Genomic DNA, 15301 nt, shown 5'->3' with positions numbered 1-15301 from the left:
CGCTGACTTCCTCGATCCACACTCGACCAGTACCTCAGGAGAGAAATGCCTCCCAAGAGCCGTCAGGCTGCGGCGAAGACCAAGATTCGCCGCAAGGAGAAGAAGAACGTCGCTACGGGCGAAGCCCACATCAAGAGCACGTTCAACAACACCATCGTCACGATCACGGACCCCACCGGTGCCGTGATCTCCTGGGCCTCCGCCGGCACCGTCGGCTTCAAGGGCTCGCGCAAGTCCACCCCGTTCGCCGCGCAGATGGCCGCTGAGGCCGCCGGTCGTCGGGCCATGGAGCACGGCATGAAGAAGATCGACGTCTTCGTCAAGGGTCCGGGCTCGGGCCGCGAGACGGCGATCCGTTCCCTGGGTGCCATCGGCCTCGAGGTCGGCACCATCCAGGACGTCACGCCCACGCCCCACAACGGCTGCCGCCCGCCCAAGCGCCGCCGCGTCTGAGCCCGACCGAGAACAGGAGACTTGAGAAATGGCCCGTTACACCGGCCCCATGACCCGCAAGTCGCGCCGTCTCGGCGTCGACCTGGTGGGTGGTGACGCCGCTTTCGAGCGTCGCCCGTACGCCCCCGGCCAGCACGGCCGTGCCCGCATCAAGGAGAGCGAGTACCGCTCGCAGCTGCAGGAGAAGCAGAAGGCTCGCTTCACCTACGGCGTGATGGAGAAGCAGTTCCACCGCTACTACGTCGAGGCCTCCCGCCGCGACGGCAAGACCGGTGACAACCTGCTCCAGCTGCTCGAGGCCCGCCTCGACAACGTGGTCTACCGCGCCGGCTTCGCCCGCACGCGTCGCCACGCCCGCCAGCTCGTGGTCCACGGCCACTTCCTGGTGAACGGCAAGAAGGTCAACATCCCCTCGTACCAGGTCTCGGCCCACGACGTCATCGACGTCCGCGCCAAGTCCCTCGAGATGACCCCGTTCATCGTGGCCCGCGAGACCCACGGCGAGCGCGTCGTCCCGGCGTGGCTCGAGGCCCTGCCGCAGCGCATGCGCATCCTGGTGCACCAGCTCCCCGTCCGGGCGCAGATCGACATCCCGGTCCAGGAGCAGCTCATCGTCGAGTACTACTCGAAGAAGTGACCCCGTGACGTCGCCCCGGCGAGCGAGAGCTCGTCGGGGCGGCGGCACACCCGCAGCACCTCCTCCACCCCCGCAGTTCGGGTCCCTCATATAGCGGTCGGGCCCGGAAAGGAACGAACCAGTGCTCATTGCACAGCGCCCCACCCTCTCGGAAGAGCCGGTCGACGAGTTCCGCTCGCGCTTCGTCATCGAGCCGCTCGAGCCCGGCTTCGGCTACACGCTCGGCAACTCGCTCCGCCGGACGCTGCTGAGCTCCATCCCCGGCGCCTCGGTCACCAGCATCAAGATCGACAACGTGCTCCACGAGTTCTCGACGGTCGAGGGCGTCAAGGAGGACGTCACCGAGATCATCCTGAACCTCAAGGCCCTCGTGGTCTCCTCCGAGCACGACGAGCCGGTCACCATGTACCTGCGCAAGTCGGGTGCCGGTGACGTCACCGCCGCGGACATCGCCCCGCCGGCCGGTGTCGAGGTCCACAACCCCGACCTGCGCATCGCGACGCTGTCCGACAAGGGCAAGCTCGAGATGGAGCTCGTCGTCGAGCGCGGCCGCGGCTACGTGTCCGCCGCCCAGAACAAGGGCGCCGACAACGAGATCGGCCGCATGCCGGTCGACTCGATCTACAGCCCCGTGCTGAAGGTCAGCTACAAGGTCGAGGCCACCCGTGTCGAGCAGCGCACGGACTTCGACAAGCTCGTCATCGACGTCGAGACCAAGCCCTCGATCCGCCCGCGCGACGCTCTCGCCTCCGCCGGCAAGACCCTCGTCGAGCTGTTCGGCCTCGCCCGTGAGCTCAACGTCGAGGCCGAGGGCATCGACATCGGCCCGTCGCCCGTCGACGAGCAGCTCGCCGCCGACCTGGCCCTGCCGGTCGAGGACCTGCAGCTCACCGTCCGGTCGTACAACTGCCTCAAGCGCGAGGGCATCCACACCGTGGGTGAGCTCATCAGCCGCTCGGAGCAGGACCTCCTCGACATCCGCAACTTCGGTGCGAAGTCGATCGACGAGGTCAAGGCCAAGCTCGTCGAGATGGGCCTGTCCCTCAAGGACAGCGCTCCCGGCTTCGACCCGCACGCCGCCCTCGCCGCCTACAACGACGACGACGACGACGCGTTCGTCGAGGACGAGCAGTTCTGACGTCCCACCCCACCGTCCCCCACCCCGGCTCGCCGGGGCGGGGGCGGTGACGGGCTCACCGAGCCCACCACCATGACCAGGCCGGCGCCCGCCGGCCGACTACCTCGGTACCTGGTACGGCCGAGGAGAAAGAGAGACACCCATGCCGAAGCCCACCAAGGGCCCCCGCCTCGGCGGCTCCGCGGCGCACCAGCGCCTCATCCTCCGGAACCTGGCCACCGCGCTCTTCGAGCACGGCGCCATCACCACCACGGAGAAGAAGGCCCGCGCCCTGCGGCCGTACGCCGAGAAGCTCGTCACCCGCGCCAAGAAGGGCGACCTGCACAGCCGTCGTCTCGTCCTGCGTGAGCTCTTCTCGGGTCTCGACCCGGAGAAGGACGTCGTCACCAAGTACGCGCAGCACAAGCTCTTCACCGAGATCGCCCCGGCCTTCGCCGAGCGTCCCGGCGGCTACACCCGGATCACCAAGCTCGGCCCCCGCAAGGGCGACAACGCCCCCATGGCGGTCATCGAGCTCGTGACCGAGCCCTACGCCCCGAAGACCAAGGCCGCCCCGGCCGCGCCTGCCGCGCCCGTGGCCGAGCCCGTCGAGGAGCCCGCTGCCGAGGAGACCGTGGAGGCCACCGAGGCCGCCGACGAGACCCCGGCCGAGGCCCCCGAGGCCGCGGAGGAGTCGACCGAGGAGGCCTGAGCCCCCTCGCTCGTCCCGAGCACCAGCACGACCCAGCCCCACCACAGGACCCGCCCGGCGCACGCCGGGCGGGTCCTGTGCGTTCTGGTCCTGTGCCTTCGGGTCCCGTTCGGGGTGGCTGCCGCGGGAGGGTCAGGCGCGGAGCGCCGCCAACGCGTCCGCGGCGTCGAGGCTGCGGGGCTCGCCGCCGGACCGGACCAGCGCCCGCACGGTGGCCCCCACGAGGGCGTTGGCGGGCGTGGGGAGCCCGTGCAGCCGGCCGAGGAGCACGATCTCGCCGTTGAGGTAGTCCGTCTCGACGCTCCCGGCGCCCCGGGCCACGCTCTGCCAGGTGGAGCTGCCGGCCCCGGATCGGCCGACGAGCGGGCGCAGGAGGTCGCCCCGGCGCGCGGTGTCCTCCGCCGTCCCCACCACGCTCAGCCCGGCCGCGGAGAGCGCCGCCTCGCCCTCGGCCCGCACCAGGGCGGTGAGCTCCTCGGCAGCCTCGGACTCGGCGAAGGCGGCGTCGACGCCGTTGCCGAGGTTGACCAGCAGCTTGCGGCGCTTCCAGGCCATGACGTCGGTGCGCACGACCGAGTCGAAGCCGGCGGCCCGCAGGTCCCGGGCCCAGGCCTCGTCCGCCTCGTCGCTGCCTCGCGGGAACAGCCCGGTGTCGAGGAGGCCGGGGCGGCCGGCGGAGTGGACGACGACCCGACCGGGCTCGAGGCTGGAGGCCGGCATCATCACGACGACCCCGTGGACGTGGGGGCGCAGGCGCAGGGCCCGGCGCTCGTTGTCGACGCCGTTCTGCAGGCAGAACACCGGGACGCCGGCGGGGACGTCGGCGAGGTCCTCCAGCACCGCGTCGGTCTGCTGGGACTTCACGGCCAGCACCACGGCGTCCTGCTCGCGCCACTCCACCTCCGCGAGGCCCGCGACGGAGGGAACGGGGACCGCCCGCTCGTCGGCGTCCCCGACGGTGAGCCGGACGCCGTGGGCGCGGACGGCCTCGAGGGTCGCCCCGCGCGCGACCAGGAGCACCTCGGCACCCGACTCGTGGAGGAGGGCGGCGACCGCGCCCCCGATGGCCCCGGCACCCACGATCACGTAACGCACGTGGCCCAGGCTAGGCGGCGAGCGGTGAGGCCGGGCGGGGGAGTCCCGCGGGGCGAGGAGAGGGCGCCGGGCGGCCTCAGGCGAGCGAGGCGTCGAGCTCCGCGCGGGTCGGCGGGTCGGCGCCCGGGCGGGAGACGGTGACGGCCGCGGCGGCCGCGGCGTGCGCGAGCAGCCCCTCGACGTCCTCGCGGGTCAGGCCGTCCAGGCGACCGCCGAGCCGGCCCAGCGTGGCCAGCCCGTCGACGAGCGCCGCGGAGAAGGTGTCGCCGGCGCCGATGGTGTCGGCGACCGTGACGGTGCGGCCCGGCACGTCCACCCGACCCTGGGCGTCGAACCAGGCGGCGCCCTCGGCGCCGCGCGTCACGACCACCGCCGCCGGGCCGAGGGAGAGCAGGTGGGCGGCGCCGCCGTCGAGGCCCAGGCCGGGCCAGAGGCCGTCGAGGTCCTCGTCGGAGAGCTTCACCAGGTCGGCGAGCGCGACGACCGCCTCGGTGGCCGCCACGACCTCGGGCCCGGTCCCCGTGATGCTGGGGCGCGCGTTGACGTCGTAGGTGATCGTGGCGGCGGGTCGCAGGGCCGTGAGGACGTCGCGCACCTGACCGGCACCGGGGGAGAGGACCGCGCCGATGGAGCAGGCGTGCACGGCGAGCGGGGCCGGCTCGAGCGGCACCTCGCCGATGCGCCACTCCAGGTCGAACACGTAGCTGGCCGACCCGTCCTCGGCCAGCGTGGCGGCCGCGGACGAGGTGTGGTCGATGACCGCCGGGTCGGAGGCGAGCAGGACGCCGTTGGTGTCGAGGTGCTCGGAGAGCATCCGCCCGTAGGCGTCGCCGGTGAACGCGGTGGCGAAGCGGACGGGCCGCCCCAGCCGGGAGAGGGCCACGGCGACGTTGGCGGCCGAGCCGCCCGGGTGGGCCGTGACCGCCCCGTCGGCGGTGTGGACGACGTCGACGAGTGCCTCGCCGACGACCAGCAGGTCACGCTCCAGGGCCGCATCCATGGGGTGAGTCCTAGCACGCGGGTGCGGCGCAGGTCACCTCGGTCACGACCGGGGCGTCGCGCCGGGGCCCGCGGGCACGCTGGAGGGGCGACCCGGGCAGCTGTCAGGCAGGGGGTGACCGTGGCGTCGGCGGGGCGGCCCTACCCTGGCCCCGTGACCCTGCTGCCCGTCGACCCCGCCTCGCCCGAGCCCGCCTCCGAGCAGCTGCGCCGGCAGGTGGCCGACCGGGCCGCCACCGGTGACCTGCCCGTCGGCACGCGGCTGCCCCCGGTGCGCACCGCGGCCGAGCAGCTCGGTCTGGCCGCCAACACCGTGGCGAAGGCCTACCGGGCGCTCGAGGCCGGCGGCGTCGTCGTGGCCGAGGGCCGGCGCGGGACGTTCGTGGCCGAGCAGCGCGACGACGACCTGCTGCGCGCCCGGGCCGAGGCCCTGGCCGCGGCGGCCGCCGGGCGGGGGCTGTCGCTGGCGGAGGCGCAGCGCCTGCTCGAGCGGGTCTGGCCCCGCTGACCCGCTCACGTCCCGGTTCAGGCCCCGCCGACCCGGCTGAGCGTCACTCCTGCGCCGGCGTCAGCCAGGCGTGCACCAGCGGCACCACCGAGGCCCCCTCGCCGCTGGCGGAGGCCACCCGCTTCATCGACCCCGCGCGCACGTCCCCGGCCGCGAAGACGCCGGGCACCGTCGTCGCCAGGTTCTCCGGGGGGAGGCCATGGGCCCAGCGCTCGCGCGGGACGTCGCGGCCGGTGAGCACGAACCCGCGGGGGTCGCGGGCCACGTCGTCGGGCAGCCAGTCGCAGTGCGGCTCGGCGCCGAGGAGCAGGAACAGCCCCTGGGCCTCGACCCGCTCGGTGCGGCCGTCGGTGGTGTCGGTGAGCTCCAGCCACTCCAGGCGGGCGTCGCCGCCGCCGTCGGTGACCTCCGTGCAGGTGCGCACGTGGATGCGGTCGGTGTACTCGATCTCGTTGACGAGGTACTGGCTCATCGTCTCGGCCAGCGACGGACGCCGCACCAGGATCGTGACGGAGCGGGCGAACCGAGCCAGGTGCACGGCCGCCTGGCCGGCGGAGTTGCCGCCGCCGACGACGTAGACGTCCGCCCCCTCGAGCTCGCGCGCCGCGCTCATCGCCGCGCCGTAGTAGACGCCACGGCCGACGAGCTCCTCCACGCCGTCCACCCGGAGCTTGCGGTAGGCGACACCGGTGGCGACCACGACCGAGCGCGCCCGCACCGAGCCACCGTCGGTGACCACGGTGTGCGGCGCGCCGTCGGCGCCCGGCTCCAGCGCCTCCACCCGCCAGCCGGTGACGAAGCGGGTGCCGAAGCGGAGCGCCTGGTTGCGCGCCCGCTGGGCCAGCCGCATGCCGGAGATCCCGCGGGGGAAGCCGAGGTAGTTGCGGATCATCGAGCTCGTGCCGGCCTGGCCGCCGATCGCCTCCGCCTCCAGGACGACGACCGACAACCCCTCCGAGGCGGCGTACACGGCCGCGGCCAGGCCGGCGGGCCCGCCGCCGACGACGCAGAGGTCGATCACGCCCGGCACGTCCACGCCCTCGGCCGAGCCGTAGAACGAGGCGGCGACCGACCTCGCGGTCGCCGCCTGCACCGGGGGCCGGTTCATCGCCACGACGAGCGGGTAGGCCGGGTCGTCCCCGACCTCGGCGGCGTGCGCCTGCCGCACCGCGAGGCCGACCTCGGAGCCGGGGTCGACGACCTTGTAGGGCATCCCCATCCGGTCCAGGAAGTCGCGGACGCCGTGCAGCTCGGGGTGGTCGGCGGCGGAGAGGATCTTGACGCTCACGACCTCGGGGCCCGCCGCGGTCGACGCCCAGTCGCTGAGGAGCTCGGTGACGGCGTGGTGGAACTCCTCGTCCCGCGTGCCCCGGGGCATGAGCAGGAACGCGTCGTACTTGCCCTTGGCCATGCCGGGGCGCAGGTCGTCGGCCGCGGTGAGGAAGTGCTCCCAGTGGGCGGCGACCAGGCGGCGGGCCGTGGGCGCCGCCTCGCGCAGCCGCGCGAACGCGGCCAGCACCGGCGCGTCGGGCAGGACGGCGTCCGTGACGACGAGGGCGACGGCGCCGCCGGCGTCCCGCACCGCGCGGGCCGTGGCCTCGGCCTCCGCGCAGGTGCGCGCGCAGCGCACGTCGTACTCGGCGGTGTAGCGGGCGAAGCCCGTGCGCAGGTCGTCGAGGTGCTCGTCGGCGACGAGCAGGACGACGGGCGTCGGCGTGCTGGAGGTGCTCACGGTCGACAGCGTAGGCAGGCGGCCGCGCCCCGGTGGGTGACGCGGACGCCGCCGGGGGCGGTCCTCGACTGCGCTCGTCCCGGGCCCGTGCGGGAGGATGGCGGCGTGCGCCTGCGGATCGACCTCGCCTACGACGGGACCGACTTCTCCGGCTGGGCCGCGCAGCCGGGCCTGCGCACCGTGCAGGACGAGGTGCAGCGCGCGCTCGGCACCGCCCTGCGCACCGACCCCGTGCCCGTGGTCTGCGCCGGCCGCACCGACGCCGGCGTCCACGCCCGCGGCCAGGTCCTGCACACGGACGTCGACGAGGCGGCCGTGGTCGCGGCGGCCGGCCGGTCCGCGCAGCCCCCGGTCGACGCCCTCGTCCGCCGGCTCAACGGCATCCTCCCGACCGACGTCGCCGTCCGCGGGGCGCGGCGGGCCCCCGACGCGTTCGACGCCCGCTTCTCGGCGCTCTGGCGCCGCTACGCCTACCGGGTGGCCGACGACCCGGCCGTGCTCGACCCGCTGAGCGTGCGCCACGTCCTGCGCTGGAACCGGCCGCTCGACGTCGAGGCCATGGCCGAGGCCGCCCGGCCGCTGCGGGGCCGCCACGACTTCGCGGCCTTCTGCAAGGCCCGCGAGGGCGCGACCACGATCCGCACCCTCGAGCACCTGACGTGGGAGCGGGACGCCGCGGGGCTCGCCGTCGCGCACGTCCGCGCCGACGCCTTCTGCCACTCCATGGTGCGCGCGCTGGTCGGCTGCCTGCTGGCCGTCGGCGAGGGCCGGCGGCCGGTCACCTGGCCGGCGGAGGTGCTCGCCACCCGCGCCCGCACCTCGCACGTCGCCGTCGCGCACGCGCACGGGCTGGTGCTGGAGGAGGTCGCCTACCCTGACGACGCCGAGCTGGCCGCCCGCAACGAGCGGACGCGGGCCCGGCGCACCGAGGACGAGCTGGACTGCCCGGACTGGGCCGACGCAGCGCCGGACGTGAACGGGACGGGCCCGAACAGGAACGGCGTGGAGGGGACGGACGCGTGAGCACCGACGACGCCGAGCACTACTTCACCGCCGACCCCAGCGTCGCGTTCACCCGGACCGCGGTGGACGCCGAGGTCTGGGGCGTCCGCCTGAGCCTGGACTCCGGCTCCGGGGTCTTCGCCCACGGCCGGCTCGACGTCGGCACGGCGGTCCTGTTCCGCGAGACCGAGCCGCCGACCGCGCCGCGCCTGCTCGACCTCGGGTGCGGCTACGGCGTGATCGGCCTGGCGGCCGCGCTGGCCTCCCCGGCGTCCACGGTGACGGCGGTGGACGTCAACGAGCGCGCCCTCCTGCTGGCCCGCACCAACGGCGAGGCGCTGGGCGTGGCGGACCGGTTCACGGCCTGCCTCCCCGACGAGGTGGCGCCGGACGCGCAGTTCGACGAGATCTGGTCCAACCCGCCCATCCGCATCGGCAAGCAGGCGCTGCACGGGCTGCTCCTGCGCTGGCTGCCGCACCTGGCGCCGGGAGGGCGCGCGGTCATGGTCGTCGGCAAGAACCTCGGCGGCGACTCGCTGCAGCGGTGGCTCGGCGAGCAGGGCTGGCCGACCACGCGACTGGCCAGCGCTAAGGGCTTCCGGGTGCTGGAGACCCGGCGGGCCGGGTACTGATCCTGCGGACTGATCCTGCGCAGTGACCCGCCGGGGCCGCCTCAGGGCGTGATCGCCTGGGCGAGCACCGCGGCGGCGGCCGGGTCGGCCGAGGTCGTGCGGTGCCACAGCAGCAGGAGCAGGTCGGACGCCGGGCCGCTCACCGTGACGGTGTCCTCGACGTCGCCCACGACGACCGGCGCGGAGCCCGGCAGGTCGGTGGCCTCGAGCCGCAGGGCGGTCGTGAGCATCTCGCAGCGGGCGAGCCGCACCTGGCGCGGGTAGAACATGTGCGCCACCTCGTCGACGGCGTCCCAGGCGATCGCCGGGTCGACCCGCCACTCGTCGGCGCGGCCGCCGGCCTTGAGCAGGTCGCGGGTGTGCAGCAGCGTCTCGTGGGTCTGGCGGCGCTGCCACCAGGCGGCGGTGCCGACGCCGCGGCCGAAGGTCCAGGCGGGGGCGTCGTCCGGGCGCGAGCGCAGCGCGTCGAGGAGCTCCGCGGCCTGGGTGCGGTACCAGTCGGGCAGCAGCGAGAGGTCGTGCGGCGCGTCCTGGGCCGGCGGGGCCTCGGGGTTCTGCTCGACGACGGCGTGCCGGGCCCACACGTGCACCGCGCCGAGGTGCTCGACCAGGTCGGCCACCGCCCAGTCCGGGCAGCCCGGCACCGGGAGCGTGGGGTCGATCTCGCCCGTCAGCCTCGCGAAGTCCTCGACGGCGGCGGTCAGCAGGTCGGTCCACGGCTGCGTCATGCCGCCATCCTGACAGGCCACGTCCGTGGCCCGGACGGGTGGTGAGGAACCCCTCGCCGTCCGCCCGCGTGCAGCGGCTCGGGTCAGGCCGGCCAGCCGCCGAGCAGGTGGACGCGCCCGTCCCGGTCGACCAGGCGGGCGGCCACGCCCCGCTCGGCCAGCCACTGCTCGCCGGCGGGGCCGCGCACGATCGTGGCCGTCGCGGCGGCGTTGGCCTCGACGCAGGTGGGGGCGGCGACGCTCACGCTGCGCCAGGTGTCGGGCGCGCTGCGGCCGGTCGCGGGGTCGACGACGTGGTGGACCCGGGCGGAGCCGCGCCGCCACGCGCGGCGCACGGTCGAGGACGTGGCGAGCGCCGCGCCGCCCGGCAGCGACACCTGCTGCGCGGGGTCGTCCGCGGTGTCCTGGACGGTCACCTGCCAGCCCCGCTCGTCGGGGGCGGGGCCGGCCGTGGCCAGGTCGCCGCCCAGGCCCACGAGGACGCCGCAGCCGAGCCGGGTGTGCACCAGCCTCGCGGCGAGGTCGGCCACCGCCGCCTTCGCGGTGGCGCCGAGGTCGAGCACGAGGCCCGGCGGCACGCGGACGACGTCCGCCTCGCCCTCACCCCCGTGCCCGCCGCCGGTCAGCTCGACGTCGCGCCAGGTCACCGTGGGCGGCAGCGGGACGGCGTCCTGCGCCTCGTCGTGGACCTCGCGGATGTCGCGGTCGTAGCCCAGGGCGGCCAGCGCGGCGCCGACGGTGGGGTCGACGGAGCCGTCGGTGTCCTCGGCCGCGTCGAGCGCCTCCGCCACGAGCAGCCCCAGCAGGGGCGAGACGGGGACCGGGACGCCGCCGGCGTCCGCGAGCCGGTGCACCTCGGAGTCAGGGCGGAACCGGCTCGCCGCCGCGTCGGCCTGCTCCAGCAGGGCGGCGACGGCGTCGGCCGCCCGGTCGAGGAGCGCCGGGTCGGTGACCACCACGACGGCCGTCGTGCTCCACACGTCCCAGGTGCGTGCGGCGGTGGTGGCCGCGTCGGGGGTGGCCGCGTCGTGGGTGGCGGTGGCCGTGGGCACGGCTCAGGACCCCTGCGAGCTCGCCTGCGAGGTGGAGCCCGAGCCGCTGCCCACCGCGACGCTGCTCGAGGTGGTCCCCGAGCTGCTGGACGTCGAGGAGGAGGTGTCCGTGCTGCTGCAGGCGGCGGCGCCGAGGCCGAGCCCGGTCACGAGGACGCCGGCGACGACGGCGCGGCGCAGCCGGCCCGCGCGGCGGGGCCTGTCCGCGGCGGGCGTCGTGGCGTCGGGGGAGCGGTCGGAGGTGGTGTCCATGTCCTCGACGCTCCGTCGGGTCGGTGTGGGTTCCCTGTGCGGCGGCTCAGCAGTCCTGATGGCCCTGATGACGTGGCCGGGAGGATATCGAGGTGACCGCGTCGCGGCGATGGGGGAGGATCGTCGCTCGTGGGTCACGTGGACGTCGCCGGGGTCAGGTACGAGCTTCCCGACGGTCGGGTGCTGCTCGACGACGTGAGCTTCCGCGTCGGCGAGGGCGCGAAGGTCGCGCTCGTCGGCGCCAACGGCGCGGGCAAGACGACGCTGCTGCGGATCGTCTCGGGCGACCTCGACCCGCACGCCGGCGTGGTCACGCGGTCGGGCGGGCTGGGCGTCATGCGCCAGGACGTGAAGGCGGGCCTGGGCGAGGACCCGAGCGTGGCCGACCTCCTGCTCAGCGTCTCCCCCGTGCGGGTGCGCGAGGCGTCCGCCCGCGTGGACGCCCTCGAGCTGCGCCTGATGGAGACCGACGACGAGAAGACGCAGATGCGCTACGCCGAGGCGCTGGCGGAGTACGCGGACGCCGGCGGCTACGACCTCGAGGTCACCTGGGACGTCGTGACGACCGCGGCGCTCGCGCTGCCCTACGACCGGGCGAAGTACCGCTCGCTCTCGACCCTGTCGGGCGGCGAGCAGAAGCGGCTGGTGCTGGAGTACCTGCTCGCCGGGCCCGACCAGGTGCTGCTGCTCGACGAGCCGGACAACTACCTCGACGTGCCGGGCAAGGTCTGGCTCGAGGGGCGCATCCGCGGCAGCGAGAAGACGATCCTGCTCATCAGCCACGACCGGGAGCTGCTCGACAACACCGCGACGCGGGTCGTCACCGTCGAGCTCGGCTGGGCGGGCAACACGGTGTGGACCCACCCCGGCGGCTTCACCAGCTACCACCAGGCCCGCAAGGACCGCTTCGCGCGCTTCGAGGAGCTGCGCCGGCGCTGGGACGAGGAGCACGCGAAGCTCAAGGCGCTGGTGCTGCGCCTGAAGGTGAAGGCCGAGTTCAACGACGGCATGGCGAAGGCCTACAAGGCCGCCCAGACCCGGCTGCGGAAGTTCGAGGAGGCCGGCCCGCCGATCGAGCAGCCGCGCGAGCAGAACGTCACCATGCGGCTCTCGGGCGGTCGCACCGGCAAGCGCGCGGTCGTCTGCGAGAACCTCGAGCTCACGGGCCTGATGAAGCCCTTCGACCTGGAGGTCTGGTACGGCGAGCGGGTGGCCGTGCTGGGCTCCAACGGGTCGGGGAAGTCCCACTTCCTGCGGCTCCTCGCCGCCGGCGGGAGCGACCCGGACGTCGAGCACCGACCGGTCTCGGAGACCGCGATCGAGCCGGTGCGGCACACGGGCCGGGCTCGGCTGGGGGCGCGGGTACGGCCGGGCTGGTTCGTCCAGACCCACGACCACCCGGAGCTCCTCGGCCGGACGCTGCTCGACATCCTGCACCGGGGCGACGGGCACCCGGACGGCCGCCAGGGCATGGGGCGCGAGCAGGCCAGCCGCGTCCTGGACCGCTACGAGCTCTCCGCGGGCGCCGAGCAGACCTTCGAGTCGCTCTCGGGCGGCCAGCAGGCGCGCTTCCAGATCCTCCTCCTGGAGCTGTCGGGCGCGACCCTGCTGCTGCTCGACGAGCCCACCGACAACCTCGACGTCCAGTCCGCGGAGGCCCTCGAGGAGGGCCTGGCCGCGTTCGAGGGCACCGTCCTGGCCGTCACGCACGACCGCTGGTTCGCCCGCGGGTTCGACCGGTACCTCGTCTACGGCGCCGACGGCTCCGTGTACGAGTCGACCGACCCCGTGTGGGACGAGGGCCGCGTGGAGCGTGCCCGGTGAGCGCGCCGTCGTCGGTGGGGCGGCCGGTGGACTGGTCCGTGGAGGCCGTCGACCCCGAGGACGAGGCGGCGTTCGCCGCCTGGCACGCGGTCTACGCCCGGGCCGAGGAGCACGACCGCGGCGCGGCCGCGACGACGTGGACGGCGCCGGAGATGCGCGAGACCCTGCGCGACGCGGGCGGGAGCCGGCGGGTCAGCGGGTTCGTCGGACGCCTCGGGGGCGAGCCGGTCGCGTTCGGGCTGCTGGAGGTGCCCCTGCGGGACAACCTCGAGTCCGCGCAGGTGCTCGTCGTGGTGCTGCCCGAGCGCCGGCGCGCCGGCCTCGGCTCGGCGCTGCTCGCCCGGCTCGAGGACGAGGCGGCCGCCCTCGGCCGCACCGTGCTGGGCAGCGAGGTGCTCTGGCCGTGGCGGCTCGGCCCCGAGGGCGGGCAGTCGGACGGCGAGCAGCCGGGCGCCGGGCAGCCGGGCGGCATCGCGCCGGGCCTGGCCTTCGCCGCCGCGCGGGGGTACGCGCTGGAGCTGGTGGAGGTGCAGCGCCGCCTGCGGCTGCCCGTGCCGGCCGGCGTCCTGGACGACCTCGCGGCGCACGCCGCCACCCGCCACGAGGGCTACGCGCTGCGCGCGTGGGTGGGCGAGGTGCCCGAGGAGCTGGTCGGCGGGTGGGCGGTGCTCGAGGCGAGCCTGGAGACCGAGGCGCCGACCGGTGGGCTGACCCGCGAGCCGCAGACGGCCGAGGTGGCGCGCGTGCGCGAGGGCGAGGCGCTGATGCGCCGCCAGGGGCGGACGCCGTACCGGGCGGTCGCGCTGGACGTGGACGGCACCGTGGTGGCCTACACCGAGGTGGTCACGACCGCGCACGAGCCGACGCGGGCCTACCAGTGGGGGACGCTCGTCGACCGCGCCCACCGGGGCCACCGGCTGGGCGTCGCGCTCAAGGTGGCCGCGGCGCGGCTCCTGGGGGAGCGGGCCCCCGGCGTGGAGTCGGTGGCCACCTGGAACGCCGCCGAGAACGAGTGGATGATCGCCGTCAACGAGGCGCTCGGGTTCCGGCCGGTCGAGTACCTGGGTGGGGTGGAGAAGCGGCGCTGAGACCCGTCGCCTCCCCACCCCGCCGTGGGGACGGCGTCAGCTGACGACGCCGATGGTGAGGGCGTCGACGTGGTTGCGCGACCACGTCCGCACCTCGTCGCGGCGCACCGCCTTGAACAGGCCCTTGTCCTCCGCGTGGTCGAGGTAGACGACGCTCTGGTCGCCCTCGTAGCCGAACCCGGCGACCGGCGCGGTCATGAAGTCGACGTCCTTGGTCTTGAGGTCCGTGAGGTCCATCAGGAGGTCCTTGAGGTCGTCGACGGTGAGCTCGGAGCTCACCGACAGGTGCTCGGTGAGCGTGGAGATCATGTCCCGCACGTGCAGCGGGTCGGTGGCCTTGAACTGGTGGCGGAAGGTGTCCATGAGCGCCTTCATGAAGTACTGCTGACGGCGCACGCGGTCGAGGTCGCCGCCGGCCAGGCCGTAGCGCTGGCGGACGTAGAGGAGCGCCTCCTCGCCGTCCAGGTGGTGCATGCCGCGGGTCCAGGTGACGTCGCGGGCCGAGTCGTAGACGGTGCCCGGGACCCAGACGTCGACCCCGCCGAGCTCGTCGGTGAGGGCGGCGAAGCCGTCCCAGTCCACCCAGGCCACGTGGTCGACGTAGACGCCGGTGAGCTGCTCGACGGTCTCGACCGCGAGCGACGGGCCGCCCCACGAGAAGGCCGCGTTGATCTTCGACTTCCCGTACCCGGGGATGTCGACCCACGAGTCGCGCGGGAAGGAGATGAGCGCGGCGCTCTTCCGGTCCGCCGAGAGGTGCAGGAGCATCATCGTGTCCGAGCGCTGCGAGCCGGGCACCCAGTCCTCGGCGCTCGTGGTGCCGCCGCTGGTGCCGTCCGTGCCGGTGGTCGGGGTGTCGCTGCGCAGGTCGCTGCCCAGCAGCAGGATGTTGACCGCGCCGGCCGCCTCGCCCTCGGTCACCTTGGACGGACGGTTCTCCAGGTTCGAGAACACGTCGTCGACCTTGGTCACCTGGGAGTCGAGCTGCTGCTCGGTGCTGTGCACCGACCAGGCGACCCCGCCGACGCCCAGCGCGAGCACCACGAGGACGACGAGCAGCACGGTGCGGGTCCGGCGTCGGCGTCGACCGCCACCGCCGCGGCCGTCGTCGCCGTGGTCCCCGCCCTGGCCGCCGTCGCCGGGTCCGTCGCCGTCACCGGCCAGGCCGATCCCGGCGAGCCCGGCGTCGTCGTCGGTCGGGGTCCGGCCGGGCTGCGACGCGGCCGGGGCGGCAGAGGGGTGCGCCACGGCGTCCTCCTGGGTTCGGGGTCTGCGGGGAAGGGGAGCGGGGTGCGTCCCGCCGGCGACGCACGGGTGTCCGGACGGTGCGGGGCTTGCGTTCCGCGGTCTTCCGGGCTCGGCGTCGTGACGACGCTAGGGCCGCGCGCGGGGCCCGCCGCGATACCGGCGATGACGTACCCCATTCGCGGTACGTGGCCCAGGAGGACTACCCGCATCTGGGGTAACTAG

16 protein-coding genes are annotated in these 15301 nt (G+C 74.8%); 9 read left to right on the top strand and 7 right to left on the bottom strand.

Going from position 1 to position 15301, the window contains the following annotated elements; translation table 11 throughout:
* Positions 1–45 precede the first annotated feature (45 nt).
* The 4 genes from rpsK to rplQ all read left to right on the top strand — a co-directional run bounded on the left by rpsK (position 46) and on the right by rplQ (position 2919).
* Entirely contained in the window at positions 46–453 is a 408-nt protein-coding gene (gene rpsK / locus E8D37_RS11940) for a 30S ribosomal protein S11 (RefSeq protein WP_136569979.1), read from the top strand.
* A gap of 28 nt (positions 454–481) precedes the next feature.
* Positions 482–1090, top strand: a complete 609-nt coding sequence (gene rpsD / locus E8D37_RS11935; protein ID WP_136569978.1) for a 30S ribosomal protein S4 — start codon at positions 482–484, stop codon at positions 1088–1090.
* 121 nt (positions 1091–1211) lie between these two features.
* Positions 1212–2228 (top strand): DNA-directed RNA polymerase subunit alpha, encoded by a 1017-nt coding sequence (locus tag E8D37_RS11930; protein WP_136569977.1) that lies wholly within the window; start codon positions 1212–1214, stop codon positions 2226–2228.
* A gap of 142 nt (positions 2229–2370) precedes the next feature.
* Positions 2371–2919, top strand: a complete 549-nt coding sequence (rplQ, locus tag E8D37_RS11925) for a 50S ribosomal protein L17 (protein ID WP_136569976.1) — start codon at positions 2371–2373, stop codon at positions 2917–2919.
* A gap of 132 nt (positions 2920–3051) precedes the next feature.
* Here the strand turns inward: rplQ and E8D37_RS11920 are convergent, their stop codons facing one another.
* Complete coding sequence (locus tag E8D37_RS11920; protein WP_136569975.1) at positions 3052–4014, bottom strand: 2-dehydropantoate 2-reductase; 963 nt, start codon at positions 4012–4014, stop codon at positions 3052–3054.
* A 76-nt stretch (positions 4015–4090) separates the two neighbouring features.
* Positions 4091–5014 (bottom strand): PfkB family carbohydrate kinase, encoded by a 924-nt coding sequence (locus E8D37_RS11915; protein ID WP_206055711.1) that lies wholly within the window; start codon positions 5012–5014, stop codon positions 4091–4093.
* Positions 5015–5167: 153 nt separating this feature from the next.
* On the opposite strand from E8D37_RS11915, the gene E8D37_RS11910 reads away from it, so the two are divergent.
* Positions 5168–5521, top strand: a complete 354-nt coding sequence (locus E8D37_RS11910; protein WP_136569974.1) for a GntR family transcriptional regulator — start codon at positions 5168–5170, stop codon at positions 5519–5521.
* Positions 5522–5564: 43 nt separating this feature from the next.
* On the opposite strand, the gene E8D37_RS11905 is transcribed toward E8D37_RS11910, so the two are convergent.
* The gene (locus E8D37_RS11905; RefSeq protein WP_206055710.1) at positions 5565–7253 is read right to left on the bottom strand and encodes an FAD-dependent oxidoreductase; all 1689 of its coding nucleotides are present in this window, start codon (positions 7251–7253) and stop codon (positions 5565–5567) included.
* A 105-nt stretch (positions 7254–7358) separates the two neighbouring features.
* Between E8D37_RS11905 and truA the strand changes: the two genes are divergently transcribed.
* Both truA and E8D37_RS11895 read left to right on the top strand, forming a co-directional pair.
* Positions 7359–8276, top strand: a complete 918-nt coding sequence (gene truA, locus E8D37_RS11900) for a tRNA pseudouridine(38-40) synthase TruA (RefSeq protein ID WP_136569973.1) — start codon at positions 7359–7361, stop codon at positions 8274–8276.
* Positions 8273–8887 carry a methyltransferase gene (locus E8D37_RS11895; protein ID WP_136569972.1) on the top strand — a complete coding sequence of 205 codons (615 nt, stop codon included), beginning with the start codon at positions 8273–8275 and terminating at the stop codon, positions 8885–8887. Before truA ends, E8D37_RS11895 begins: the two co-directional genes overlap by 4 nt.
* A gap of 41 nt (positions 8888–8928) precedes the next feature.
* On the opposite strand, the gene E8D37_RS11890 is transcribed toward E8D37_RS11895, so the two are convergent.
* The 3 genes from E8D37_RS11890 to E8D37_RS11880 form a co-directional block, all read right to left on the bottom strand.
* Positions 8929–9615: a maleylpyruvate isomerase family mycothiol-dependent enzyme gene (locus E8D37_RS11890; protein ID WP_136569971.1), complete on the bottom strand. Its 687-nt coding sequence runs from the start codon at positions 9613–9615 to the stop codon at positions 8929–8931.
* 83 nt (positions 9616–9698) lie between these two features.
* Positions 9699–10667, bottom strand: a complete 969-nt coding sequence (locus E8D37_RS11885; RefSeq protein ID WP_136569970.1) for an FAD:protein FMN transferase — start codon at positions 10665–10667, stop codon at positions 9699–9701.
* A 3-nt stretch (positions 10668–10670) separates the two neighbouring features.
* Positions 10671–10919 carry a hypothetical protein gene (locus E8D37_RS11880; protein WP_136569969.1) on the bottom strand — a complete coding sequence of 83 codons (249 nt, stop codon included), beginning with the start codon at positions 10917–10919 and terminating at the stop codon, positions 10671–10673.
* Positions 10920–11048: 129 nt separating this feature from the next.
* On the opposite strand from E8D37_RS11880, the gene E8D37_RS11875 reads away from it, so the two are divergent.
* Positions 11049–12743, top strand: a complete 1695-nt coding sequence (locus E8D37_RS11875; protein WP_136569968.1) for an ATP-binding cassette domain-containing protein — start codon at positions 11049–11051, stop codon at positions 12741–12743.
* Positions 12740–13831: a GNAT family N-acetyltransferase gene (locus E8D37_RS11870; RefSeq protein ID WP_240770366.1), complete on the top strand. Its 1092-nt coding sequence runs from the start codon at positions 12740–12742 to the stop codon at positions 13829–13831. Before E8D37_RS11875 ends, E8D37_RS11870 begins: the two co-directional genes overlap by 4 nt.
* A 36-nt stretch (positions 13832–13867) precedes the next feature.
* On the opposite strand, the gene E8D37_RS11865 is transcribed toward E8D37_RS11870, so the two are convergent.
* Entirely contained in the window at positions 13868–15079 is a 1212-nt protein-coding gene (locus tag E8D37_RS11865; protein ID WP_136569967.1) for an LCP family protein, read from the bottom strand.
* Positions 15080–15301 lie beyond the last annotated feature (222 nt).

Source organism: Nocardioides sp. GY 10127 (assembly GCF_004919085.1).
Lineage (GTDB): Bacteria > Actinomycetota > Actinomycetes > Propionibacteriales > Nocardioidaceae > Nocardioides.
Note: the sequence above shows the minus strand (reverse complement) of the source record. Positions and strands in the feature narration are given on the sequence as shown.